This is a genomic window from Frankia canadensis (assembly GCF_900197875.1).
Lineage (GTDB): Bacteria > Actinomycetota > Actinomycetes > Frankiales > Frankiaceae > Frankia > Frankia canadensis.
In genome coordinates, this window is the sequence record NZ_FZMO01000001.1 from 178,661 (window position 1) to 201,039 (window position 22,379).

Annotated in this window: 24 protein-coding genes; 16 read left to right on the forward strand and 8 right to left on the reverse strand. The window is 70.7% G+C overall.

Annotated features, from left to right (window positions below; all coding sequences use genetic code 11):
* Position 1 precedes the first annotated feature (1 nt).
* From C1A33_RS00710 to C1A33_RS00735, 6 genes are all read left to right on the forward strand, one after another.
* Positions 2-964 (forward strand): SDR family NAD(P)-dependent oxidoreductase, encoded by a 963-nt coding sequence (locus C1A33_RS00710; protein ID WP_101829579.1) that lies wholly within the window; start codon positions 2-4, stop codon positions 962-964.
* Complete coding sequence (locus C1A33_RS34485) at positions 961-1,302, forward strand: Dabb family protein (RefSeq protein ID WP_165818174.1); 342 nt, start codon at positions 961-963, stop codon at positions 1,300-1,302. Before C1A33_RS00710 ends, C1A33_RS34485 begins: the two co-directional genes overlap by 4 nt.
* A 113-nt stretch (positions 1,303-1,415) precedes the next feature.
* A complete protein-coding gene (locus C1A33_RS00720; RefSeq protein WP_165818175.1) occupies positions 1,416-2,528 on the forward strand; it encodes a cytochrome P450 in 1,113 nt (370 codons plus the stop codon).
* Positions 2,529-2,530: 2 nt separating this feature from the next.
* Entirely contained in the window at positions 2,531-2,734 is a 204-nt protein-coding gene (locus tag C1A33_RS00725) for a ferredoxin (RefSeq protein ID WP_101829582.1), read from the forward strand.
* Between the two features lie 153 nt (positions 2,735-2,887).
* Complete coding sequence (locus C1A33_RS00730; RefSeq protein WP_279354576.1) at positions 2,888-3,613, forward strand: CoA transferase subunit A; 726 nt, start codon at positions 2,888-2,890, stop codon at positions 3,611-3,613.
* The gene (locus C1A33_RS00735) at positions 3,610-4,254 is read left to right on the forward strand and encodes a 3-oxoacid CoA-transferase subunit B (protein WP_101829584.1); all 645 of its coding nucleotides are present in this window, start codon (positions 3,610-3,612) and stop codon (positions 4,252-4,254) included. Before C1A33_RS00730 ends, C1A33_RS00735 begins: the two co-directional genes overlap by 4 nt.
* 106 nt (positions 4,255-4,360) lie before the next feature.
* On the opposite strand, the gene C1A33_RS00740 is transcribed toward C1A33_RS00735, so the two are convergent.
* Both C1A33_RS00740 and C1A33_RS00745 read right to left on the reverse strand, forming a co-directional pair.
* Positions 4,361-5,161: a GntR family transcriptional regulator gene (locus C1A33_RS00740; protein ID WP_101829585.1), complete on the reverse strand. Its 801-nt coding sequence runs from the start codon at positions 5,159-5,161 to the stop codon at positions 4,361-4,363.
* Positions 5,158-6,246, reverse strand: a complete 1,089-nt coding sequence (locus C1A33_RS00745) for an amidohydrolase family protein (protein WP_101829586.1) — start codon at positions 6,244-6,246, stop codon at positions 5,158-5,160. Before C1A33_RS00745 ends, C1A33_RS00740 begins: the two co-directional genes overlap by 4 nt.
* A 150-nt stretch (positions 6,247-6,396) precedes the next feature.
* Here C1A33_RS00745 and C1A33_RS00750 point away from each other — a divergent pair, with 150 nt between their 5' ends.
* The 9 genes from C1A33_RS00750 (at position 6,397) to C1A33_RS00790 (ending at position 13,782) form a co-directional block, all read left to right on the forward strand.
* Complete coding sequence (locus C1A33_RS00750) at positions 6,397-6,936, forward strand: nuclear transport factor 2 family protein (protein WP_101829587.1); 540 nt, start codon at positions 6,397-6,399, stop codon at positions 6,934-6,936.
* 72 nt (positions 6,937-7,008) lie between these two features.
* A complete protein-coding gene (locus C1A33_RS00755) occupies positions 7,009-7,869 on the forward strand; it encodes a fumarylacetoacetate hydrolase family protein (RefSeq protein ID WP_101829588.1) in 861 nt (286 codons plus the stop codon).
* Entirely contained in the window at positions 7,866-8,306 is a 441-nt protein-coding gene (locus C1A33_RS00760) for a RidA family protein (RefSeq protein ID WP_101829589.1), read from the forward strand. Before C1A33_RS00755 ends, C1A33_RS00760 begins: the two co-directional genes overlap by 4 nt.
* On the forward strand, positions 8,290-8,700 hold the full coding sequence (locus tag C1A33_RS00765; protein WP_101829590.1) for a cupin domain-containing protein: 411 nt from the start codon (positions 8,290-8,292) through the stop codon (positions 8,698-8,700). Before C1A33_RS00760 ends, C1A33_RS00765 begins: the two co-directional genes overlap by 17 nt.
* Before the next feature lie 119 nt (positions 8,701-8,819).
* Entirely contained in the window at positions 8,820-10,064 is a 1,245-nt protein-coding gene (locus C1A33_RS00770; RefSeq protein WP_165818177.1) for an aromatic ring-hydroxylating oxygenase subunit alpha, read from the forward strand.
* 52 nt (positions 10,065-10,116) lie between these two features.
* The gene (locus C1A33_RS00775) at positions 10,117-10,983 is read left to right on the forward strand and encodes an ABC transporter permease (RefSeq protein ID WP_101829592.1); all 867 of its coding nucleotides are present in this window, start codon (positions 10,117-10,119) and stop codon (positions 10,981-10,983) included.
* 135 nt (positions 10,984-11,118) lie between these two features.
* Positions 11,119-12,201, forward strand: coding sequence for an ABC transporter substrate-binding protein (locus tag C1A33_RS00780; protein ID WP_101829593.1), 1,083 nt, complete (start codon positions 11,119-11,121; stop codon positions 12,199-12,201).
* Positions 12,201-13,025: an ABC transporter ATP-binding protein gene (locus tag C1A33_RS00785; protein ID WP_101829611.1), complete on the forward strand. Its 825-nt coding sequence runs from the start codon at positions 12,201-12,203 to the stop codon at positions 13,023-13,025. The genes C1A33_RS00780 and C1A33_RS00785 overlap by 1 nt, the downstream gene beginning before the upstream one ends.
* On the forward strand, positions 13,018-13,782 hold the full coding sequence (locus tag C1A33_RS00790; protein WP_101829594.1) for an ABC transporter permease: 765 nt from the start codon (positions 13,018-13,020) through the stop codon (positions 13,780-13,782). The genes C1A33_RS00785 and C1A33_RS00790 overlap by 8 nt, the downstream gene beginning before the upstream one ends.
* 56 nt (positions 13,783-13,838) lie before the next feature.
* Here the strand turns inward: C1A33_RS00790 and C1A33_RS00795 are convergent, their stop codons facing one another.
* Genes C1A33_RS00795 through C1A33_RS00815 form a run of 5 tightly spaced genes read right to left on the reverse strand, consistent with a single transcriptional unit; the run spans position 13,839 to position 20,439 of the window.
* Positions 13,839-16,604 (reverse strand): molybdopterin-dependent oxidoreductase, encoded by a 2,766-nt coding sequence (locus tag C1A33_RS00795; protein ID WP_101829595.1) that lies wholly within the window; start codon positions 16,602-16,604, stop codon positions 13,839-13,841.
* Positions 16,601-17,326 (reverse strand): FAD binding domain-containing protein, encoded by a 726-nt coding sequence (locus C1A33_RS00800; protein ID WP_165818178.1) that lies wholly within the window; start codon positions 17,324-17,326, stop codon positions 16,601-16,603. The genes C1A33_RS00795 and C1A33_RS00800 overlap by 4 nt, the downstream gene beginning before the upstream one ends.
* 10 nt (positions 17,327-17,336) lie before the next feature.
* A complete protein-coding gene (locus C1A33_RS00805) occupies positions 17,337-18,314 on the reverse strand; it encodes a VOC family protein (protein WP_101829597.1) in 978 nt (325 codons plus the stop codon).
* Positions 18,311-19,537, reverse strand: a complete 1,227-nt coding sequence (locus C1A33_RS00810) for an aromatic ring-hydroxylating oxygenase subunit alpha (RefSeq protein ID WP_101829598.1) — start codon at positions 19,535-19,537, stop codon at positions 18,311-18,313. Before C1A33_RS00810 ends, C1A33_RS00805 begins: the two co-directional genes overlap by 4 nt.
* Positions 19,534-20,439: an alpha/beta fold hydrolase gene (locus C1A33_RS00815; protein ID WP_101829599.1), complete on the reverse strand. Its 906-nt coding sequence runs from the start codon at positions 20,437-20,439 to the stop codon at positions 19,534-19,536. The genes C1A33_RS00810 and C1A33_RS00815 overlap by 4 nt, the downstream gene beginning before the upstream one ends.
* Positions 20,440-20,501: 62 nt before the next feature.
* On the opposite strand from C1A33_RS00815, the gene C1A33_RS00820 reads away from it, so the two are divergent.
* Positions 20,502-20,969: a VOC family protein gene (locus C1A33_RS00820; RefSeq protein ID WP_165818179.1), complete on the forward strand. Its 468-nt coding sequence runs from the start codon at positions 20,502-20,504 to the stop codon at positions 20,967-20,969.
* 32 nt (positions 20,970-21,001) lie between these two features.
* Here C1A33_RS00820 and C1A33_RS00825 read toward each other — a convergent pair.
* Positions 21,002-22,379, reverse strand: a 1,378-nt coding sequence (locus tag C1A33_RS00825) for an amidohydrolase family protein (RefSeq protein WP_133150531.1), incomplete at its 5' end; no start/stop codon positions are given.

A 22,379-nucleotide genomic window follows, 5' to 3' on the forward strand; every position in this document is an offset into this window, starting at 1 on the left:
TATGAGTGACGTCCGATTCGACGGGCGGGTCGCGCTCGTCACCGGTGCCGGCGGTGGGATCGGTCGCGCGCACGCGAAGACCCTGGCCGCGCGCGGCGCGAAAGTCGTGGTCAACGACTACGGGGTGTCCATCCGGAACGAGGTTCAGAGCGGCGACCGCGCCCAGGCCGTCGTCGACGAGATCACGGCGGCCAACGGCGTGGCCGTCGCGAACCGGGGCAGCGTCGCGAGCCAGGAAGACGTCGCCGCGATGGTGCAACAGGCCATCGACACGTTCGGTCGTATCGACATCGTCGTGAACAACGCCGGGATCAACGCCTCGGACCCGATCCAGGAGGAGCCGGGACCCGCGTATGCGGCGCACATGGCCGTGCATCTCGAGGGTCAGCTCATGACGATGCGCGCCGCGTGGCCGCACATGGCGCGCCAGGGCTACGGCAGGTTTGTCAACACGAGCTCCGCCGCGGCGCTCGGCTTCGTGCAGCCAGACGGAACCTGGTACGGCTCGTACGCAATCGCGAAGGCCGGGGTCCTGGCCGCCACACGTCAGGCCGCGGGAGCCGGAGCCCCGTTGGGGATCAAGGCGAACGCCATCCTGCCTCTGGCGATCAGCCGGATGGTCACGCCGCTGATTCCGGGTACCAACGTCCTTGAATACATGGAGCGGTTCACGACGGCGGAGCACGTCGCGCTCGGTGCCTGCCTGCTGGCGGCGCAGGAGTGTCCGGTCTCCGGCCAGGCTTTCAGTATCAGCGGCGGTCGGGTCGCAAGGGTGTTCTTCGCCTCCCCGCTCGGGTTCGCGGACCCCGAGCTTACGCCCGAGAAGGTGCGCGACAACTGGGAGCTCGTCGTGGGCAGCCAGAACGCCGACCACCTGCTCGAGGAGACCTACGAGGCCGTCGACAACGCATTCGAGTACGCCCTTCTTCAGAAGGCCGGCATTGGCGCGGAGGCGAAGCTGTGATCAGACATGTCGCCGTCATCAAGTTGAGCCCGAGCTCCACCGCCGATCAACGCGGTGAGCTGGTCGGGATGATCGGGGCGCTCAGGGGCCTGCCGCAGGTGCGGTCGATGACGGTCGGCGAGTCCGTGACCGAGGGTCAGGCGGACGTCGGAATGGTCGCCGACTTCGACACCGCCGACGACCTCGCCACGTACCTGACCCATCCACGTCACCTCGAGGTCGTCGCGTTCCTGGGCCCGCTGCGGGAGAGCTCGATGGGCATCGACTACGTGGTCGACGGCCACCAGGACGGCACCGAGAGACTCGCGCCCAGCACGGAGGGAGTCGTGGCACCATGACGTCTTACGATCTCGACGCCCCGGAGGTCGACAGCGGTATCACCTGGCCGCCGCGGCGCGCGGACCCGCTGCTGCCGCCTCCTGCGTTCGACGAGGTGCGGGCCCGGTGCCCGGTGAGCCGGGTCAGCCTCTACGACGGCTCCGCGGCCTGGCTGGCCACCCGGCACGACGACATGCGGGCGTTGCTGCGCAATCCGGCCATGTCCGCGAACCCGCGTGTCGGCGGGTACCCGAACAGCAGCGCCAACCACTCGGCGTCTCGCAATACACAGGGTGGCTTCATTCGCATGGATGCCCCGGAGCATGACGTGCAACGACGCATGCTGACGAAGGCGTTCTCCGTGCGACAGGTCGAGCTACTACGGCCGTATGTCGAGCAGCTGGTCGACGAGTTGCTCGACGGCATGGCCGCGGCGGGCGGCCCCGTTGACCTCGTGGCGGCGCTCGCCGAGCCGCTGCCGGCCCGAGCGATCTGCAAGATCCTCGACCTACCGAGCAGCGACGCGGCGTTCCTGCTCGGCCGGGTCGCGACGTGGATGAACCTGAACAGCCCGCCTGACGTCTCCGCGCAGGCCTCGGGGGACCTTGCCGCGTTCCTTGACAACCTCATACTTCGCCGGCTTGAGAAGCCGGGCGAGGACATCGTCAGCCACCTCGTCGCACAGCAGTTCCAGCAGGGCGCGATCAGCCGTCAGGACCTCGTCGGCATGCTGCAGCTGCTCGTTGTCGGCGGCTTCGACACCACGGCCAACATGATCGCGCTCGGCACGATCGCCTTCCTTCGCTTTCCGGACCAGGCCGCTGAACTCCGCGCGCACCCGGAGCTGGCGGCGCCGGCGATGGAGGAGCTGCTCCGGTATCTCTCCGTCGCGCACCACGTGGCTTCCCGGGTGGCGACGGACGACATCATGATCCGGGGTGTGTGCATTCACGCCGGTGATGGTGTCATCGCCCCTATCCCTGCCGCGAACCATGACCCCGAGGTCTTCGAGGACCCACACGTCCTCAACATTCGCCGCGATGCCCGTGACCATGTCTCGTTCGGATTCGGCATCCATCAGTGTCTCGGCCAGAACCTTGCTCGGATCGAGCTTCAGGTCGTGTTTGTGAAATTGCTCCAGCGATTCCCCGACCTGCGGCTCGCGGTGGCGGAATCCGATCTCGACTTCAGAAACTCGATGATCTATGGCGTGCCCGAACTCCTGGTGACGTGGGGAGAAGCATGACGATGACACGGATCGAAGCGCTGCAGGAACGCTGCATCGGCGCCGGAAACTGCGTCGATGTCGCGGAGAAGTACTTCGACCTGGGCGACGACGGTCTTGTGGTCGCCCTGCGCGAGACCGTCGAGGACGGCGACGAGTCGCTCGTGAGACGAGCCGTCGGGATCTGTCCGGCGACCGCGATCCTCTTGCACGACGCTGGTTCCTAAATACCGGCCCCGGTGACGCGGCCTGCGTCGGTGGCCGGCGGGCGCCCACGAACGGCCGGATGGTCGGCGACGGCGGGCGTCGGCCATCCGGGTGTTCGTGGCCAGGGCCCGTCGGCGTGGTCGTCACGGCGGTCGCTACAGAACGGAATGCGAGTGAAGACGATACTGTGCCGGACGGCTCAGGAAACGCTGACCAGCGTCGTGACCGACGGCATGACGATTGCCGTCGGTGGGTTCGGGCTGTGCGGGATACCGAGCGAGCTGATCCGGGCGCTTCATGACAGCCACGCAACGGATCTCACTGTCATCTCCAACAACATGGGTGTGGACGGCGCCGGGCTCGGCCTCCTTCTGGAGAGCAGGCAGGTACGGAAGGTCATCGCGTCGTACGTCGGCGAGAACATGATGTTCGCGGACCAGTACCTGAACGGGGACATCGAGGTCGAGTTCAATCCCCAGGGGACGCTCGCGGAGCGGCTCAGGGCGGGAGGAGCCGGTATCGCGGGTTTCTACACCAGAACCGGGGTGAGCACGCCCGTCGCGACAGGAAAACCAACGGAAGTCTTCGACGGTGAGACCTATCTGTTCGAGCGTTCACTCCGGGCCGACCTGTCCCTGGTGCATGCCCACACGGCCGACACATACGGGAACCTGACCTATCGGCGCACTGCCCGCAACTTCAACCCGCTGGTCGCCGCCGCGGGGGTCGTCACCATTGCCGAGGTCGAGAATATCAGCCTGGAGGCACTCGATCCGGAGGTGATCGTGACGCCGGGGATCTATGTCGACCGCGTCGTGCGAGTACTGTGCCCCGAAAAACATATCGAACAGCGCACTGTTCGGCCGCACCCTGCGCACGAGGTCGGAGGCGTCCAATGACCTGGAGTCGTGAGCAGATGGCGGCCTTGGCCGCCGCTGAGCTCGCCGATGGCGACTACGTCAATCTTGGAATCGGCATTCCGACGCTGGTGGCGAACCACCTCCCCAGCGGAGTCCACGTGACACTTCACAGCGAGAACGGCCTTCTCGGCATGGGCCCATATCCGTTCGAAGGCGAGGAGGACGCCGATCTCATCAATGCCGGCAAGCAGACCATCACGGCAGTGCGTGGGGCGAGTTTCTTTGACTCCGCCGAGTCTTTCGCGATGATCCGCGGTGGCCACGTCGACGTGGCTGTCCTCGGCGCACTCCAGGTATCCCAGACCGGCGACCTCGCGAACTGGGCGGTTCCTGGGTCGTTGATCAAGGGTATGGGTGGCGCCATGGACCTCGTGGTCGGCGCCAGGCGGGTCGTGGTGCTTACCGATCACGTGGCAAAGGACAGCTCCAGCAAGATTGTCCGGGTCTGCACCCTTCCGTTGACGGGTGTCGGCGTCGTCGACAGGATTATCTCCAACTACGCCGTCATGGATGTCACCCCGGGCGGTCTGCGCGTAGTACTCGTCGCGCCAGGTCACTCCCGGACCGAAGTCGAATCGATCACCGACGCGAAAGTGCTGTGGTCCGACCCAATTATCTAGACCAGATCTTTCGTCCGCCCAGCGAGTGCGGAGATCATGCCCGAGAACGGCTGGCCCGACCGCTGTCCCCGCCAGCGCAACAGTGCCCTGCCAGGTCACTGTCAGGTCAGTCGTCCGCGTGCCTGGGTTCGGTGCTCTTCTCCTTGAGGGCCGCCGCGGCGACTGCGGCGGTGTCGTTGAGGTGGCGGGTTGTGATCGCGGTGACCGCCTCCGCGTTGCGGGTCCGGTAGGCGGCGATCAGCGCCTTGTGGTCATTACGAGCCCGGCGCCGACGCTCGGGATCCGTCGTCACCGACAGTTCGACGTACAGCGCCGAGATGTCCGCCAGACGGCGCAGAAACCGGCGCAGGTGCGGCAGGTTCGAGGCTCCGTCGAGCAGGGTGTGCAGGGCGCGGTTTGCCTCGACCCACTGGGCGTCGTCGACGTCGAGTGTCATCTGGTCGGTGAGCCGCTCGGCCTCGTCGAGTTCCTCGTCGGTGATGGTGTGGATCCGCTCGCGGATCGCCAGCGGGATGAGCACCCGGCGCAGTTCGTAGATCTCCTCGAGCTCGTCCAGGCTCACCGCGTGGACGGTGGCGCCGCGGAACGGGTCGAAGTCGACGAGCCCCTCGTTCTCCAGGTCGCGCAGCGCCTCCCGGACCGGCGTGACACTCACGTTGAGGGTGTTCGCGAGCTCGGCCTGGACCAGGTGGGTGCCTGCGGCAATGGTGCCGGAGACGATGGCGTGCCGCAGCCGGTCGGCGACGTCACGGTGCGCGGTGCGGACGCCGCTGCGGCCGAGCGCGGGCAGTGACGACTTCGAGTTTCTGGTGCGCCCGCGTGCCGGTCTTTCGTCGATCTCGACCCCCCTGGTCCTAGAGCGCCCCGCCGTGACGGGAGGCTGGGCACCTTCGTACGCGCGCGTCACAGGAAGAAACCGGAGCCGCTGTCAAATACTGCCACGATTGCGCCGGAGAGCGGCACGTGGCGGAACGCAGCGCGACGGGCCTCCTGTCCGGGCCAGAGCCCGGCGGGGCCGGTCGGCCGAGGATCGACGACGATTCGGGCGTCGGCGAGGGGCTGCGCGGGGCCGAACACCGCCCGTGCGGCTGTCGTCGTCTTCGCGATCGCGGTCGGGAGGTCGAGCGCACCCTGCTCGACGAGGGTGAGCAGCGCGGGCAGCAGGTGCTGCTCGATCTCCAGGCCGGGCCCGGTGTTGCCGGCGATCGGCGCGTTGTGGTCGCTGGCTATCAGGTCGACCCGCTCGGCGAGGATGCGCAGCAGGCTGGCCCGGGCGGCGTCGTCGTCCGGGACCGGCGGCAGGACGTGGAGCTCGCCGGGCCGCCCGGCCGGGAGTTCGATGAGGAAGTGCGGTGATGTCTGGGTCGTCGAGTTGGGGCGGGTGGCGATCCGGTCGCTCATCGCCTCGGAGACGACGTGGCGGAAGTGGACCGGCCCGCCGCGGGAGGCGAGAACCCCCTCGAAGGCCTCGTCGCTGTAGAAGTAGATCGCCGCCTTGCAGCCCACGGCCCAGATCGCCTCGAGGTTCGGCCAGAAGTTCGGGTTGTCCGAGTACAGCTTGATCGTCGGCATCCAGGTCTGGCGGATCCGCTCGCCGAACGTCGCCAGCCACTTCGGGAACGCCTCACTGTCGACGTCGGAGGCGACGGAGAGGATCGGCAGGATCTGGGGGAACGCCGTCGACGCGAAGTAGGCGGTCACCACGTCGAGGTCGAGCGCCTCGAGCTGGTGCCAGGGCACGGCAGTGTTCACCGTGGTCGCGCCACCGGCGAGCGCCCGCCACCGGTCGGTCTCGCGCAGCCCTCGGGTGAGGATCGGCAGGTGGGCGTCGGCGTCGTACAGACCGGGCAGTACCCACAGCTCGCTGCCGTCGATCGCCGGCGCGGGCGCCGGGCCCGCCGGGCCGGGGACCTCGATCGTCAGATCGGCGCGCTCGCCGGTGAGCGGGTTGACCACATCGGTGAGACGCACGGGGCTGTAGCTGTCGGGCAAGACGCACCACCGTTCGCAGACGGACTCGATCTTCGAGCATCATATATGTTCCGACGTCTTCGTTCCGCCCACGTTGCCTGATGTAACGAAAAGTTACATCTTCCCGTGCGTACTGGACGGTCCCCGATCCAGGGTGCTCATACTTCTTATATGATGTATGGACCGACAGCCGGGCTAGCCTCGACGGCGGGGCCCGACCTGGCGACCCGTCTCGACCGGATCGAGTCCCGCGACGAGATCCGCGGGCTCAAGGCCGCCTACATGCAGGGCCTCGACGACCGGCTGCGGGGCGCGGTCGCGGACCTCTTCTGGGAGGACGCGATCTGGGAGTCTCTGCCGGACCGCCCGCTCGAGGGCGATGCGCCTACGAAGGCCGGCAGCCAGATCGTCGGGCGCGGGGCGATCGCCGAGTCGTTCGTGGCCGCCGCCGTGAACATGTCGTTCACCGCGCACTTCCTGACCAACGAGAACATCACCGTCGACGGCGACCGGGCCGTCGGCCGCTGGAAGCTCCTGCAGGCCTGCAACGCCGGTCGGGACCGCGCCTTCTGGCAGGCCGGGGCCTACGTCGACGACTTCGAGCGCCGCGACGGTATCTGGAAGTTCTCGCACCTGCGCCTGGCCCTGGACTTCCGCACCCCGTTCGACGAGGGCTGGCTGGTCAACCGCCTGTGGGAGCCAGCCAGCTGACCCGTCGCGCCCTGCCCCCCTTTCCCGAGTTCCGGTCCACCGTTCGCAGTCCCCACAAGGAGGCGTTGCCGCGTGAAGGTCGCGATCTTCCGCTACCAGGGCGCCCAGTACACCGGTGTCGTCCAAGGCGACCAGGTGCACGCCGTCGCCGCGTCGTTCGACGAGCTGCTCGCCGCAGCGGCGCCGGACCCGCTGGGGCTGACGGTCCCGCTCGCCGAGGTGCAGCTGCTGCCCCCGGTCGCCTCCTCCTGTCGAGGCGTGCTGTGCGTGGGTATCAACTACGTCGAGCACCAGCGCGAATCCGCCGACGCGTTCGAGAAGACGGTGCCCACGGATCCGATCGTCTTCTTCAAGACGCCGGCGGCCCTGGCCGGCGCCTACGACCCGCTGCCGCTGGACCCGGGGATCTCGACGGAGTTCGACTGGGAGGTCGAGCTCGGCGTGGTGATCGGCAAGGCCGGCAGAGGCATCCCCCGCGAGTCCGCGGGTGACCACGTCTTCGGGTACACGATCGTCAACGACATCACCGCCCGCGACGCGCAGAAGCGGCACTCCCAGTGGCACCTGGGCAAGAACGTCGAGGGCTGTACCCCGATCGGCCCCTGGGTGGTCACCGTCGACGAGCTTGGCTACCCACCGGTCCTCGACCTGTCCCTCACCGTCAACGGGGTGCGCAAGCAGGAGGCGAACACCCGGGACATGGTGTTCGACATCGCCGACCAGATCTCGATCATCTCGCGCTATGTGACCCTGCTTCCGGGCGACGTGCTCGCGACCGGGACGCCGTCCGGAGTGGGTTTCACCCGGCGCCCGCCGGAGTTCCTCCGTGCGGGCGATGTGGTCGAGACGACGATCGAGGAGATCGGCGCGCTGCGCAACACCATCGCCGTGCCGGCCGGTGCCGCTCTCGTCGGGCAGGCGGGGGCCCGATGACCGGCGGCCTCGCTGTCGCCTCCACGGGGGGAAGGACGGTCGGCTACTACTCGCCGGTCGTGATCTGCCCGCCGTCGGCCTCCCTCGCGATGATCAGTGGCGTGCTCTCCGTCGACGCGGACGGCGAGACCGTCGGCGCCGGGGACTTCGAGGCGCAGATGCGCACCGTCTTCCGCCTGCTCGGCGAGACGCTCAAGGCCGCCGGCAGCTCGTGGGCCGAGCTCGCGAAGATGACGACCTACCTGGTCAACTCGGACCACATCGCGGACTTCTACCGGATCCGCGAGGAGATCTTCGCCGATCTTTACCCGCACGGCCGGCCGCCCGGCAACACCTTGCTGGTCGTCGCCCGGCTCGTCCGCCCGGAGTTCCTCATCGAGGTCGAGGGCATCGCCACCACCCAGCAGAGAGGAGCCGGTGATGAGCTCGTCGGTTGAGCAGACCGTCTACCCGAGCGGAAGCCGCGTCGTCGCGACCGGAGCGCTCGAGGCCGACAACGCGGCCGACGCCGGCGGCGCGTCCGGCGCGCTGTCGCGTGGCACGGCTGTCTCGGCCGGGGGCATGTGGCTGGGGGTGAGCGTCCTGCCGCCGGGCCACCATTCGGTGGCGCACCATCACGAGGACCAGACCACGATCGTCTGCGTCATCTCCGGCAGCATGCGCTTCCTGGTTTCCGGGCCCGAGGGCGAGGAGGACTTCACCGCGGGAGCGGGGCAGATCGCGGTGATCCCCGGCGGTCTCGTGCACCGCGAGGAGAACCCGGACGAGGTCGACTGCCGCTGCGTCGTCGCGCGCAACAGCGAGCAGCCGACGGTCGTCAACCTGAGCTGATCGCCCCGGCCGGCTCCTCGTCCGCGGCGGTCGCGAGTCACAGAAACGTGCCACAGCGGACACGTGGCTGAAGCGACTACGACCGATCATATATGTTACCTCGCCCCGAGGAGCCGTCCATGAATGCTCTCACGCCGGAAGTCCAGGCAATCCTCGCCGGGCTCGACCCGGCGTCGACCGACTTCACCACTGCCCGCACGCTGCCCGCGGCCGTCTACACGTCCGAGGAGTTCTACGCCTTCGAGAAGGAGGCGATCTTCGCCCGGGAGTGGCTGTGCCTCGGCCATATCGACCAGGTAGCCAATCCCGGCGACTTCTTCACCATCCAGGTCGGCGACGAGCCGCTCATCGTCGCCCGCGGCGAGGACGGCGAGCTGCGGGTCATGTCCGCGATCTGCCAGCACCGCGGGTACCCGATCACCGTCGACGGCGAGAAGGGCACCGCGAAGCAGTTCCGCTGCGCCTACCACTACTGGGCGTATGGCCTGGACGGCCAGTTGGTCGCGGCCCCCGAGATGACCCAGACCTGCCCGATCGCCGAACTGCGCGCCGAAACCCGGCTACCGCGGCTGAAGGTCGAGATCTGGCACGGAATGATCTTCGCGAACATGGACCCGGGCGCGGAGCCGCTCGCGCCGACGCTGGCCAAGCTCGAGCCGGAGATGGCCGCCTACAACGTCGGCGACCTGAAGATCGTCAAGACGATGGAGTACAAGAACCAGCCCTGGAACTGGAAAGGCATGCACGAGAACGCGCTCGAGCCTTACCACACGTCGTTCGTGCACATGGGCTACCACGACATCGCCCCGGCCTCGATGGCGGAGTTCGTCGAGTGGGACGACTCCGACGGGCAGGTCATGCACCCGACGAACTACCGCTGGATCGACGCGGGCTTCAACCCGACCGGGCGAGCCGTGCTGCCGATCCTGCCGGGCCTCTCGGAGCAGCGCCGCACCCGCGTCATGTTCGCCTCGGTGCTGCCGACCGTGTTCTTCGCTTTCACCCCGGACCAGGTCTTCTACTTCTTGATCACGCCCGAGACCGCGAACACGATGACCTTGCGCATGGGCTGGCTGTTCCCGGAGAGCTCCATCAAGGCGCCCGGGTTCGAGTGGGCGTTCCAGATGCAGAACGACGTCAACGAGGCGATCAACGAGCAGGACATCTACTCGAACACCCGGATGCAGCAGGGCCAGCGTTCCCGCTACGCCAACCGCGGTCGGTACAGCTGGCAGGAGGGCACCCTCCCGCAGATGAACCGCTGGCTGACCCTGCGTTACATGCGCTACGCGGCCCTGCTCGACTCCCGTTACGCCGACCTCGTCGCCGACCTCGTCGACGCGGTCGGTCCGGGAACGCGATGACCGCCCCGTTCCCGCCCGCCAGCCTGGGTGACCGAGCGGGGGCGCTGAGGCCGTGACGCCGTCAACGTCCGCAAGAGCCACCGTCGCCCCGACCGCGCGGCTCCCGACAGCCGAGCCGTCGGATGAGGTCCCCACCGGGCTGGCGCCGCCGCGGCGCCGCCCCAGTGTCGCGTTGTTCCTGCTGGGCCGGGTGGTCAACGCGTTGTGGCCGCTCGCGCTGATCCTGGTGGCCTGGTGGGCGTGGGTGCGTCTCGGCCACCTGCCGCCGGCGGTGGCGCCGGACCCGTCAGGGGTGCTGACGTTCATCGCCCACGACCCGGGCAGCTTCGCGCTCGACGCGCTGCGCACCGCCGGGGTCGTCCTCGGTGGCCTCGTGGTGGGCGCGGTCGCCGGTGCGCTGCTGGCGACGGTTTCGTGGTTCTCCCGGCTCGCTCGGGCTGTGATCAGCGGGCCGGCACTGCTCAGCCAGTGCCTGCCGGTCGCCACCATCTCGCCAGTGCTCGCGAAGGTGTTCGGCTACAACACGACGACCATCGTGATCATCACCGCTCTGATCGCGTTCTTTCCCGTGATGGTGTTCACCGCCTCGGGCCTTGCCCGAACACCGGCGGGCGCGGACGACCTGTTCGTAGTCCTCGGAGCCCGACGCCTCGACCGCTTCTTCCGGCTCGCGGTGCCATCCGCCCTGCCCCGCCTGCTGGTCTCCCTGCGGGTGTCGATCGTCGTCGCCGTCGCCGGCGCGATGCTCGCGCAGTGGGTCATGGGGACGAGCGGCCTCGGCTACCGGCTGATCATCGCCCAGTCCTCGTTCCGCACCTCCGAAGCATGGGCGTGCTCGGTCGTGTCGATCGTGCTGTCGGTGATCCTCTACTCGATCGTGTCGGGCCTCTGCCGGCTCGCGAGCGAGCGCTTCGAGTAGCCCCGCCGACCCCAGAGACACCGACCCTGCCGACGCCTGTCCCGCGGTCTCATCCCACCGTTTTCTTGCTGATCGTCAAACACTCGCGGCCGCCGCCCTGACGCGGCGCCGTCTCTCCTTACCAGCCGGAGCGTCATGTCTCAGAAGAACACCATCCCGAGCCCGCTCACCGGTTCGATCTCGCGGCGCGGCCTGCTGCGGCTCGCCGGCCTCGGCACCGCCGCGGCCGCGGCGGGCCCGGTGCTCGCCGCCTGTGGCGGCGGCTCGTCGTCGGCGAGCGGAACGACCAACGCGGGCGCGACGACGCTCTCGATCCAGCTGAGCTGGGTCGCGGACACCGAATTCGCCCCGCTCTACCTCGCGGACACGAACGGCTACTACAAGCAGAACAACGTCGCGATCAAGCTGACCCCCGGTGGTTCGGACATCGGCGCGATCGAGGGCATCGTCGCGGCAGGCAAGGCGGACATCGGCATCGCGACCGACATCACGACGGTCGTCGCCGCGATCGCCGACGGCAACCCGCTGGTCTGCGTTGGCGCGCTCTACCAGTCGAACCTCAACATGCTGATGTCGAAGTGGGACGCGCCGATCACGACCGTCGCGGGGCTGAAGGGCAAGCGCCTGGGCGGCCCGCAGGGCATCCAGACCAAGTTCGATGCGATCTTCAAGCTGAACGGTCTGGAGCCGGACTACAAGTTCATCCCGACCGGCTACGGCCCGGACTCCCTCCTCAACGGCGACGTCGACGTGCTCGCCGGCTTCGTCACCGACGAGGTCCTCTCCTACAAGAAGGAGACCGGCCATATGCCGGGCCTGCTGTCGTTCACCGACGCCGGGCTCCCCGCCTACACCCTGCCGATCTTCACGACGACGTCGAAGCTGGCGAGCGAACGCGCGGCGATCAAGGGCTTCCTCGGCGCGACCCTCAGGGGCTTCGCCGACGACGTGGCCGACCCGACGGCGGGCCCGAAGCTCGCGGTCTCCACGTACGGCAAGGCCGCCGGGCTGGACCAGGCGAGCGAGATCGAGCACAACGCCGCCTATCTCCCGCTGGCCTCCAGCGACGCGACGAAGACCCACGGCTACATGTGGATCGACACGGACTACCTGTCCGGGCCGATCTACAAGGGCATGGTGGCCTCCGGGATGAAGACGATCGACGCGGCCAAGGCGGTCGACATGTCCCTGCTCACCGAACTTCACACCGGTTCGTGATGAGCCAGGTGGCGCAGGTGGCGGCCGTGGCGGCGAGTCGCGGCGCCCCGATCTCGCTGGCCGGCGTCGGCAAGGTCTACCCGATGCGGCGCGGCCGCTCGGTCGAGGCCGTGCGCGACGTCGGCCTCGACATCGCCCCCGGCGAGTTCCTCGCCCTGCTCGGGCCGTCGGGCTGCGGCAAGTCCACGTTGCTGCGGATGATGGCCTCGTTGGAGGAGCCGACGTCCGGCACCGTCACGGTCGACGGGGCGCCCCCGCGGGAACTGGCCGCGCGCCACCGTCTCGGGGTGGCGTTCCAGGACAACGCGCTGCTGCCCTGGTCGTCGGTCTACCACAACCTCGCCCTGCCCTTCCGGGTCGCGCACCGTCCGGTCGACAGGGCACGGATCGCGGAGCTCATCGAGCTCGTCGGGCTGAAGGGCTTCGAGGACGCCCGGCCCAGGCAGCTGTCCGGCGGCATGCGCCAGCGGGTGTCGATCGCCCGGTCGATCATGCTGGAGCCGGACCTGCTGCTGCTCGATGAGCCGTTCGGCGCGCTCGACGCGGTGACGCGCCGACGGCTGAACGCCGAGCTGCAGCGGATCTGGATGGCCGACCCGGTCACGACTGTCCTGGTCACCCACGACGTCGAGGAGGCCCTGCTGCTGGCTGATCGGGTGGTGGTGCTCTCGCCGCGCCCGGGGCGGATCAGCAAGATCGTAACGGTGCCGTTCGACCGGCCTCGCGCCCTGGACGTGACCCGCTCGGCCAGGTTCCACGCGATGGTCGACGAACTGACCGCCGAGCTCGACGCGCTCACCGGCGGGGTGGACTCCGATGAGTGAACGCGCCGCGAGGTCACCGGTGACCGGGCCGGCGCTCGCCGTCCTCGGCGTGGTGCTGCTGCTCGCGGCCTGGCAGGCCGTCGCGGCGCTGCGGTGGTTCGGCACGACGGTCTGCGCGCCGACCGTCGTCGTCCGGGTCTTCGCCGACGCGTCGTCGCGCCGGGTGCTGCTCGACGGAGCGGGGGCGACGATGCTCGAGGCGGTCGAGGGGTTCGGCTGGGCGCTGCTCGCCGCGGTCGTCGTCGGCGTCCTCGCGACGCTGCTGCCGTTCCTGCGCAGCGGCCTCGACCAGCTCGGGACGATCGAGAGCGCGATCCCGTTCGTCGCCATCGCCCCGATCCTGCTGGCCCTGTTCTCCCGGGACACGGTGCCGACCGCGATGGCCGCCACCACGGCGTTCTTCCCGCTCTACCTGGCCCTCGTCTCAGGGCTGGCCGCAGTCTCCCCCGCGGTGGCCGACCTGTGCGCGGCGCTGGGAGCGGCCCGGCGGGACACGCTGCTGCGCGCCCGGATTCCGGCGGCTCTGCCGGTGCTCACGACCGGCATGAAGACGGCGATCCCGCTCGCGGTACTCGGCGGGGTCATCGGCGAGTGGCTCGGCTCCTCCAACGGCATCGGCCCGATCATGCTCGTCGCGATGCGCAACTACCGGATGCCGATGATGTGGGCCGCCGTCGTCGTAACGGTGGTCATCGCCCTCCTCCTCTACGGCGGCTGCGCCGCGCTGGAGTGGGTCACGGCCCGCCGGTTCGGCTGACCACGGCAGATCTCCGGCTGACCACAACAGCCCCAGGCACGCGACGACCCCGTCCATCAGGGCGGGGCTGGCGCGTTCGCGGCCCGGCTGGGGCTTCGGGCCGGGTCCTCAAGCGCGGCGAGCACGCGTTCGGGCGTCATCGGCCACGTCGTCAGCCGGACCCCGGTGGCGTCCCGGACCGCGTTCGCGATCGCGGCGGGAACCCCGACCATCGGCGCTTCCCCCAGCCCCTTGGCACCGAGGCGGCCACGCGCGGCCCCGTCGCCGACGAACACGGCCTGGATCTCCGGCGCGAGAGCCATGGTCGGGATGGCCTGGTCGAACAGGTGGACGTCCAGCGGCACGCCGCCGTCGTGGCGGGCCTGCTCCGTGGTCGCCACCCCGATTCCCTGCAGGACGCCGCCGACGACCTGGCCGCGAGCGAGCGCCGGCTCCAGGACCCTGCCGACGTCGTGAACGGAGACGACCCGCTCCACCCGTAGCCGACCGGTCCACGCGTCGACGGCGACGTCGACGCGCTGCGCCCCGACGACCAGCCCGTTGTCCTCGGCGATCACCCCTGCCTCGGCCACCAGCCCGACGAGCTCCGACCACGGCACGGCCGGGGCGTCGACGGCGTCCGCCCGGATCGCGCCGTCGTTCGTCCAGCGCAGCGTGCCGCCCGGCCAGCCGAGCCGGTGCTCGGCGGCGGCGGTCAGCCGGTGCGCCGCCTCGGCGACCGCGTTCCCCGTCAGGTAGACGCCGCGGCTCGCGAACGTGCCCTCGTCCGCGGGCGCGGCCGCGGCGGCGGCCTGGCACAGCACCACCCGCTCCGCCGGCAGGCCAAGCTGCTCGGCGGCGACCGCGGCCAGCGTCGAGTGGATCCCCTGGCCCATGTCCGGGACGACCGTCTCGACGACGATCCCGGCCGCGCCGACCCGGCAGCGGGCCCGCGCGCTGTCCTTGTGGACCGCGCTGGAGGCGGCGGTGACGATCGCGAACATCGACATGCCCGAACCTCGACGCCACCGCCCCGGCTCCTCGCCGGCCGCCGTCTGTCCCGGGGGCAGCGCCGCCGTGGCGTCACCGGCCGCGGCGAGCGCGTCGAGGCACTCGTCGACGGCCAGCGAGGCGACGACCCAGCTGTTGACCGGGTCCACCTGCCCGGCCCGCAGGACGTGACGGCGCCGGAACTCGACCGGATCGGAGCCGAAGCGGCGGGCCAGGTCGTCGAGATGGGTCTCCAGCGCGAACGTGATCTCGCTGGCGCCGTAGCCGCGGAACGCCGCCGAGCTCGTCGTGTTCGTCAGCACCGCGCGGCCCGCGGCCCGTCCCACCGCCACCGGGTAGAGGCTGGTCGCGAGCAGCAGCAGGTTCTCCAGTACCAGGCCCGAATGGCCGACCTCACCGCCGGCGTCGAGCACCACCCGCACGTCGCGGGCCAACACGGCGCCGTCCTCGGCGCAGCCCGACGTGATGGTGATCGTGCCGGCGTGGCGTCGGCGCAGCCGGCCGAGCTGGGCCCGGGTCGGCTCGACCCGCACCGGCCGGCCGCCGCAGCCGCGGGAGGCGAGGGCAGCGGCGGGTTCGAGGAACATCTCCTCCTTCAGCCCGAACCCGCCGCCGAGCGGAACCGGCCGCAGGTCCACCGTGGCCGCGTCCAGGCCGAGCAGGCCGGCGAGGCGGCGGCGCACGACCTGCGGGGTCTGCGAGGTCGACCAGACGGTGCAGCGGCCGTCGTCCCAGGTGGCGAGGGCCGCGGGCCGTTCCAGCGCGGCGATCGGCCCGGGGAGGATCTCGACGGTGCTGGTGTGGGTCACCGGCGCCGCGGCCAGCGCGGCGCTGACCGCGGCCTCGTCGGCGCCGAACGCGAGCTCGACCGCGACGTTGCCGGGCAGGTCGGTCCGGGCTCGCTGGACCCGGGCGGCGCCGTCCGCGAGCGCCTCGGCCACGGTGCGGGCGGCGGGCAGCGGTTCCTCGACCTGGCGCACCCGGGCGGCCATCTCGCGGGCGGCGTGCGCGGTCTCGGCGACCACCAGGCCGACGATGTCGCCGACGTAGCGGGCCTCGGCGGCGAACACCGCGTTCTCCGCCGGAGCGAGCACCGGGTCGTCGACATGGGGGTTCGTGCAGAACCGTCGCGCCGGCGCGTCGCCCGGCCCGAAGACGGCGACCGCGCCTGGCACGTCGAGGGCATCACCCGGCTCGACGGTGACGTGCGCGTGCGGGCCGCGGCTCGTGAGCAGCAGGCCGACGAGAGCGTCGGGCACCTGGTCCGCGCTGTAACGGAGCGAGCCGTCGGCCTTCCCCCGCCCGTCCTGGCGGGTCGCCGCGGCGCCTGGCGTGCCGGCGGCCGCCCGCAGCACCGCGTCGACGATCCCCTCGTAGCCAGTGCACCGGCACAGGTGCCCGGCCAGGGCCGCTCGGACGGTGGCGGCGTCCAGGTCGCCGCGCTGCTCGAGCAGCGCGGCCGACGAGCAGACGATCCCGGGGATGCAGAAGCCGCACTGCAGCGCGCCCCGGCGGGCAAGCTCGGCGGCCAGCGTCGCGCCCGGTCCGGCAGCGGTCACCGAGGCCGCGGTCCGCACCCGCAGGCCGGCGGCGCGGGCCGACGGGGTCACGCAGGCGGCGACCGGGGCCCCGTCGAGCAGCACCGTGCAGCCACCGCAGGTCCCCTCCCCGCACGGCAGCTTCACCGACGTCACCCCGGCGGCGCGCAGCGTCTCGGCGAGCGGCTGGGCCAGCCGGTCGGCTCCGAGGGTGATCGCCCGGCCGTCGACGTCGATCGTCCGCTGCGCCGTCTCCCGGGCCACTGGCCGGTCACCTACAGCCTCAGCCGTCACAGCGCGCTCCTCACCTCGGCGGCGAGCACGGCGAGCAGCGCGCGCCGGTAGGCGGCCGAGCCGCGCGCGTCGGCGCGCAGCAGGGACAGGTCCGGGGGCTCGTCCCCGTCGAACAGCAGCGGGGCCGCGCTGTGCCCGACGGCGCCGGCGGCGAGCCGTACGACCCCGTCGATCCGGGCACCGGCGGCGACGGCGATCGCGGGGCTCGGGCCCTCCCGGAGGGCGAACCTGCGGTGGGCGCCGGGGCCGGCCAGCCGCGGCCGCAGCCCGACGACCAGCTGTGCCGCCGGCACCGGCGCGGCGAGGTAGTCCGCGACGGGCAGCTCCTCGGTGGCCCCGGCGGCGGCCGTCACGACGACGGTGTCGTAGGCCAGTAACGAGGCCGGAAGGTCGGAGCCCGGCAGCCGGGCACCAAGCGTGCCACCCACCGTCGCCGCCCGGCGGACCTGCGGGGTCGCCATCGCCGCCGCGGCGGCGGCGATGCCCGGCCAGGCGCGGAGCACCGCCGCGTCCGCGGCCAGCTCGGCCAACGTCGTGCCCGCCCCGATCTGGCCGTCGCGCAGCCCCGACGGCAGCACGCCCGACACGTCCACCGCCAGCTCGCCCAGGACGGGCGGCAGCGCCGGGGAGAGCAACGCGACGCCACCGCCGACGGCGGTGCCGCCCGCGGCCAGCAGCTCCAGCGCCTCGTGCAGACCCGCCGGCCGGTACCAGACCGTCACCGTCGGCCCCTCAGGCCGCGAACCGGGCCGCGGGCCGTGGAACAGGCAGCGTGGCTGTCGGGTCGCTGGGGACGAGGAACTCGACGAGCACCCCGTCCGGGTCGCGCAGCACCACCGACTTCTTGTGCGCCGCGTCGACAGTCGCCACCGGCTCGACGCCGGCCGCGGCGGCCCGCGCCGCTCCAGCGGCAAGGTCCGCCTCTTCCCGCAGGCGCAGGCCGAAGTGCGACAGGCCCGGCTCGAGCCCGTCACCCGCGCGCAGCAAGGTGAGGTCCGGCAGGCCGAGGGTCCCGCCGAGCACGGCGCCTTCCGGGCCCGACCGCAGCACGGTGAGTCCGCCGAGTCGGTGGTAGAAGTCGAGTGCGCTGTCCAGGTCCGCGACCGCGAGGCAGGCCCGGGCGGTGCACAGGGGGTGCAGCGCGGCGCCATCCACGACGGTGTAGTCCGGGTCGGCGGTGAACCGCTCACGCGGGTCGGCAGGCGCGCCTTCCGGGTCCCAGTTCCCCGTGATCAGCCGCCCGCTGTTCTCCGCGTAGACGGCATGCCAGTCGTCCGACGCATCGGCGTACATCTCGAGGTAGGTGCCGTCCGGGTCGAACAGATAGGCGCTGTGGGAGATCTGGTGGTCGACCGTGCGGTGCAGCCGGGCGCCGGTGGCCCGCACCCGCCGGATCGCGTCGACGAGCTCCGCCTCGGAGGCCAGCTCCCAGCCGAGATGGTTCAGCCCGGCGGCCCGGCCACGGCCCCGGGAGACCTGCACATTGCCGTCTCGGCCGACCCGCGCCTGCTCGGAGATCTCCATCAGCGCCAGGTCGTGGTGGCTGTTGCCGTTCGACAGGAAGACCGTCGCGATCCCCGGCTCCTCGAACACCGGGGTGAGGCCGCAGACCGTCGTGTAGAACTCCAACGACCGGCCCAGGTCGGAGACGAACAGGTTCACGTGGGCCAGCCGGCGCGGCCGGAACCCGGCCAGGACCGTCGCCGTCATGCGCCACTCCCGGCCAGGCCGGCGCGGTACTTCTTCAGCAGCCACGCGTTGAACTGCGGCAGGGTCGCCTCCTGCGGCGAGTAGGGGCCGCGGGCGGCGAACCGGGAGCCCAGCGCCGCGAACATCCGCTCGTTGGCCATGCTGTCCTGGCCGTTGACGATGTCGAAGAACTCCCGCTGGCGCGCGATCAGCGCGGCGAAGTTCTCCTGGGCGAGCGTGGCCTCCGGGTACAGCCAGTCGACCGCGAGCGTGATCCGGTCATGGGCTTCCGGGGTGATCCGGAAGACCATCATCGAGTCGGGCTTCATCGAGACGAACATCGCCGGCGGCACGCTGGCGTACACGGTCCGGCCGCGCTGCTCGGCCGTCAGCCCCTCGATGACAGGGAAGGCGGCTTTGCCGTCCTCGGTGAGGAAACCGCCGTCCGGGTTGAGGAACCGCGCGTACCGCATGATCCCGTTCTCGGTGTCGGCGTCGAATCCGAGGAACTGCACGAGCCGGGCCGGGGCGTTGTCGTGGTAACCCCTGTGGATGAAGCTGGTGTGGTACGCCTCGAGGGCGTTCTCCAGCATGTTCTTCCAGTTCCACGGCTGGCCGCGTAGTACCACCGAGTCGCCGATCTTCATCTCGGCGGTGTTGTGCGCGGCGAACTCGCCGTCGAGGCGGGCCAGCGTCGGCTCCAGCGGCTCGGGGTTCTCCCCGAGGTGCGTGAAGACGAAGCCGTTCCACACGGTGACGGGGAACCGGGGCAGGCAGATCGTCGCCCGCAGGTCGCCGAGGCTGTGCGCCGGCTCCATGTTCGGCGCGGTCTGCAGCGACCCGTCGAGCGCGTAGCTCCAGAAGTGGTACGGGCAACGTAGTTGCCCGGCGTTTCCCCGTTCCTCGGCCTCGACCACCGGAAAGGAGCGGTGCCGGCACAACGAGGACAGGACGTGCAGGTCGCCGGCCTGGTCACGGGTGACGACGAGCGGCTCGCCGGAGACGGTGATGCTCAGGTAGTCGCCCGGATTCGGGAGTGCGCAGACGTGGCACAGGTACAGCCAGCTGTTCGCGAAGACCGCGGAGCGCTCGAACTCGTAGAAGTGCGGCGAAGCGTAGACGCCGGGAGGCAGCGAGAGCGCGTTGCCCAGGTCACCTGTCGACGCGGAGACCTGCTCGACCAGGTCCGCGATGGAGGGGTAGCCGGCCGGCGGCCCTGTCAGGCGAAGCGGTGCGACCGTCATCGTCGTCCTTCCTCGGAGCTGGCCCTGGGTGTGTCGATCGGGTCGGCGGCGCCGAGGAAGCGGCTGATCGCCGAGTTGACCTCCTCGGGCCGTTCGAACTGCGGCCAGTGGCCGGCGCCCGTGATCTGGCGGAACCGGGCGCCGGGAATCCAGCCGGCCAGGCTGGCGCCGGTCTGCGCGGGTCCGGTCGCGTCCTGGGTGCCCCAGAGAACGAGCGTCGGCGCCGTGATCCGCGCCCACTCGGCAGGGGGGATCAGGTTGCGTTCACGGATGACCGGGTCCTGCAGGCAGAGCACCTGACGCATCGCCTCGGCGTGGCCGGGGCGCTGGTAGATCGCGAGCCGGGTGGCGACGAGGTCGTCTGTGACGGTCGACGGGTCGGCCATCAGCCACTCGAGCCGGGCCCGGACCGACTCCGTCGACGGCGCCGCCGCGGCGGCCGTCGACAGCGTCCGCAGCGCGTGCATGACCGCCGGGTCGGCTCGGACGCCGCCAGGGGCGACCAGGACGAGACGGCGTACCCGCTCGGGCGCTGTGATCGCCAGGCGGCCGGCGATCCAGCCGCCCAGCGACAGGCCGACCAGGTCCGGCCGGCCGAGGCCCAGCTCGTCGATGAGCGCGTGGACATGGGGCAGGTAGCCGTCGACCTCGTAGTCGCGGTCGGGCGCGTCCGACCAGCCATGGCCGGGCAGATCGACGGCGACGACGCGGAAGGTGGCGGCGAGCGCCGAGACGAGTCGGCCGAAGGCCTCGAGATGACCACCGACGCCGTGCAGGAGCACGACTGCCTGGCCGTCGCGCGGGCCGGCGTCGAGGATCCGCGTCCGTACGCCGTCGAGCTCTCGCCAGCTGATGCGGCCGCCGGCGGTCGCGGCGCCGGTCAGGTCCGGGTTGCTGAGCATGTTATATATCGCATCATATAATTATTTCACTGCTGTATCGGTTCGCCCCAGGAGGAGATCGGGTGGCGCTCGACGTGCTGGCGCTCGACCACACGGGCATCGTCGTGCCCGACCTCGACGAGGCTGTGGCCCTGCTGGCCGACATGTTCGGCGCGCGCGAGCTCTACCGCCGCGCCTACGCGCCGCCGCCGGGCAGTGACGTGATGGCCCGCCAGTTCGGCATCCACCCCGACAGCTCGTTCCGGCTCGCCAAGGTCGACCTCGCCGGCCGCCACCTGGAGCTGTTCGAGTATGCGGCCCCCGACCAGCGGGGCGAGGCGCCGCGGGTGAGCGACATCGGCGGCAGCCATCTCGCGCTTCGGGTGCCCGACCTGGACGCCGCCGTCGCCGCGATCCGGGCTGACGGCAGGGTCGAGCCGCTCGGCGACATCCAGGCCCTCGGGCCGGGCCACCCGCTTGCCGGGCGGCGCTGGATCTACCTGCGTACCCGCTGGGGTCTGCTGCTCGAGCTCGTCGCCGACCTCGTCTGACGCCAGCTCGGCGCCGGCACCGAGCCGCCGGGTTACACCGCGCGGCGCGACACCCAGGTCTGATCGGTCCGGGGGCGCACGCGGGCGTCCGTGAGGATGCGGGCCGAGGCCTCGTCCACGTCCTCGACGAGGCGCCGCTCCGCGTCCGGGTCCAGCCAGGTCGGCTGCCGGTTCTCCAGGACCACCTCGCCGGCGATGACGACGGTGTGCACCTCGGTCCCGTTGGCCTGGTAGACCAGCACGGACGCGGTGCTCTGCCGAGGATGCAGGTGCGCGCCGGACAGGTCGACGAGGATCAGGTCGGCCTGCTTGCCGACCTCGACCGAGCCGATCACATCCGCCAGGCCGACCGCCGTCGCGCCGTCGATCGTCGCCATCTCCAGGACTTTCTCCGCGCCAAGGACCGCCGGGTTTCCGGCCCGGCCCTTCTGCAGCAGCGCGGCGAACTTCATGTCCGCGAGGAAGTTTACCGAATTGTTGCAGTTCCCGTCGTCGGTGCCGAGCGCGACGACGACGCCGGCGGTCTGCATGTCGGCCACCGGCGCGATGCCGTTGCCGAGGAACAGGTTGCTGACCGGCTGGGAGGACACCTTCGCGCCGGCCACCGCCAGCGCGCGGATGTCGTTCGTGTCGACCTGCACGCAGTGCCCCGCCAGCACGTCCGGCGCGAGGTAGCCGATCGCCGCGAGGTACTGGACGCTGCTCATGCCCTGCTGCATCCGGTCGAGCGGCGATTCGGCGACGTGGACTGTCGTCATCACCCCGTGGCGACGGGCCAGCCGCTGCGCGCCGAGCAGCGCGTCCGCCGTACAGAGGATCGCCACTCCCGGCGCCGGCCAGTACGAGATCCGTCCGTCGGCCTTCCCATGGTGTCGCCTGATCAGCGTTTCGAGCTTCGCCAGCACGTCCTCGAGCCCGCCCGGCTGCGCGCCGAGGTCCGGGGTGAGCTGCGGCTCCTTGCGGGTGTACGCCGCCATCAGCGCGTCCATCTCGGGCGGGACGGTGTCGTAGAACATCTGGCCGACTACGGCGCGCAGGCCGGTCTGGACGTAGGTGTCGACAACGACGTCGGAGATCTCGTCCCACTCGGCGAACGGCACCTCGATCTGGTCCACCACCGTGGTGATCCCCGAGCGCAGCGCCTCCAGTGAGAACAGCCGCACCGCCGTCGCGTGGTCCTCGAGCCGGTAGGCCCGCGCCGCCGGCAGGTTGACGTTGACCAGCCAGTCGTAGAGCGGCCGGTCATCGGCGACTCCGCCGCGCAGCAGGATGTCCAACGAATGCACATGTGCGTCGACGAAGCCAGGCAGCAAGGCGCTGCCAGCCGCGTCAATCACCCGGGCGCCCCCCGGCTCAGCCTGGATGCACCGCTTTTTGTGGCTGTCTGTTGGGGTGATTGAACGCGAAAGT

Excerpts from the sequence above, each read along its gene's own strand:
- C1A33_RS00710 (WP_101829579.1), top strand. The coding sequence starts at position 2 with ATGAGTGACGTCCGATTCGACGGGCGGGTCGCGCTCGTCACCGGTGCC.
- C1A33_RS00725 (WP_101829582.1), top strand. The coding sequence starts at position 2,531 with ATGACACGGATCGAAGCGCTGCAGGAACGCTGCATCGGCGCCGGAAAC.
- C1A33_RS00735 (WP_101829584.1), top strand. The coding sequence starts at position 3,610 with ATGACCTGGAGTCGTGAGCAGATGGCGGCCTTGGCCGCCGCTGAGCTC.
- C1A33_RS00750 (WP_101829587.1), top strand. The coding sequence starts at position 6,397 with ATGATGTATGGACCGACAGCCGGGCTAGCCTCGACGGCGGGGCCCGAC.
- C1A33_RS00760 (WP_101829589.1), top strand. The coding sequence starts at position 7,866 with ATGACCGGCGGCCTCGCTGTCGCCTCCACGGGGGGAAGGACGGTCGGC.
- C1A33_RS00765 (WP_101829590.1), top strand. The coding sequence starts at position 8,290 with ATGAGCTCGTCGGTTGAGCAGACCGTCTACCCGAGCGGAAGCCGCGTC.
- C1A33_RS00770 (WP_165818177.1), top strand. The coding sequence starts at position 8,820 with ATGAATGCTCTCACGCCGGAAGTCCAGGCAATCCTCGCCGGGCTCGAC.
- C1A33_RS00780 (WP_101829593.1), top strand. The coding sequence starts at position 11,119 with ATGTCTCAGAAGAACACCATCCCGAGCCCGCTCACCGGTTCGATCTCG.
- C1A33_RS00785 (WP_101829611.1), top strand. The coding sequence starts at position 12,201 with ATGAGCCAGGTGGCGCAGGTGGCGGCCGTGGCGGCGAGTCGCGGCGCC.
- C1A33_RS00790 (WP_101829594.1), top strand. The coding sequence starts at position 13,018 with ATGAGTGAACGCGCCGCGAGGTCACCGGTGACCGGGCCGGCGCTCGCC.
- C1A33_RS00805 (WP_101829597.1), bottom strand. The coding sequence starts at position 18,314 with ATGACGGCGACGGTCCTGGCCGGGTTCCGGCCGCGCCGGCTGGCCCAC.
- C1A33_RS00810 (WP_101829598.1), bottom strand. The coding sequence starts at position 19,537 with ATGACGGTCGCACCGCTTCGCCTGACAGGGCCGCCGGCCGGCTACCCC.
- C1A33_RS00815 (WP_101829599.1), bottom strand. The coding sequence starts at position 20,439 with ATGCTCAGCAACCCGGACCTGACCGGCGCCGCGACCGCCGGCGGCCGC.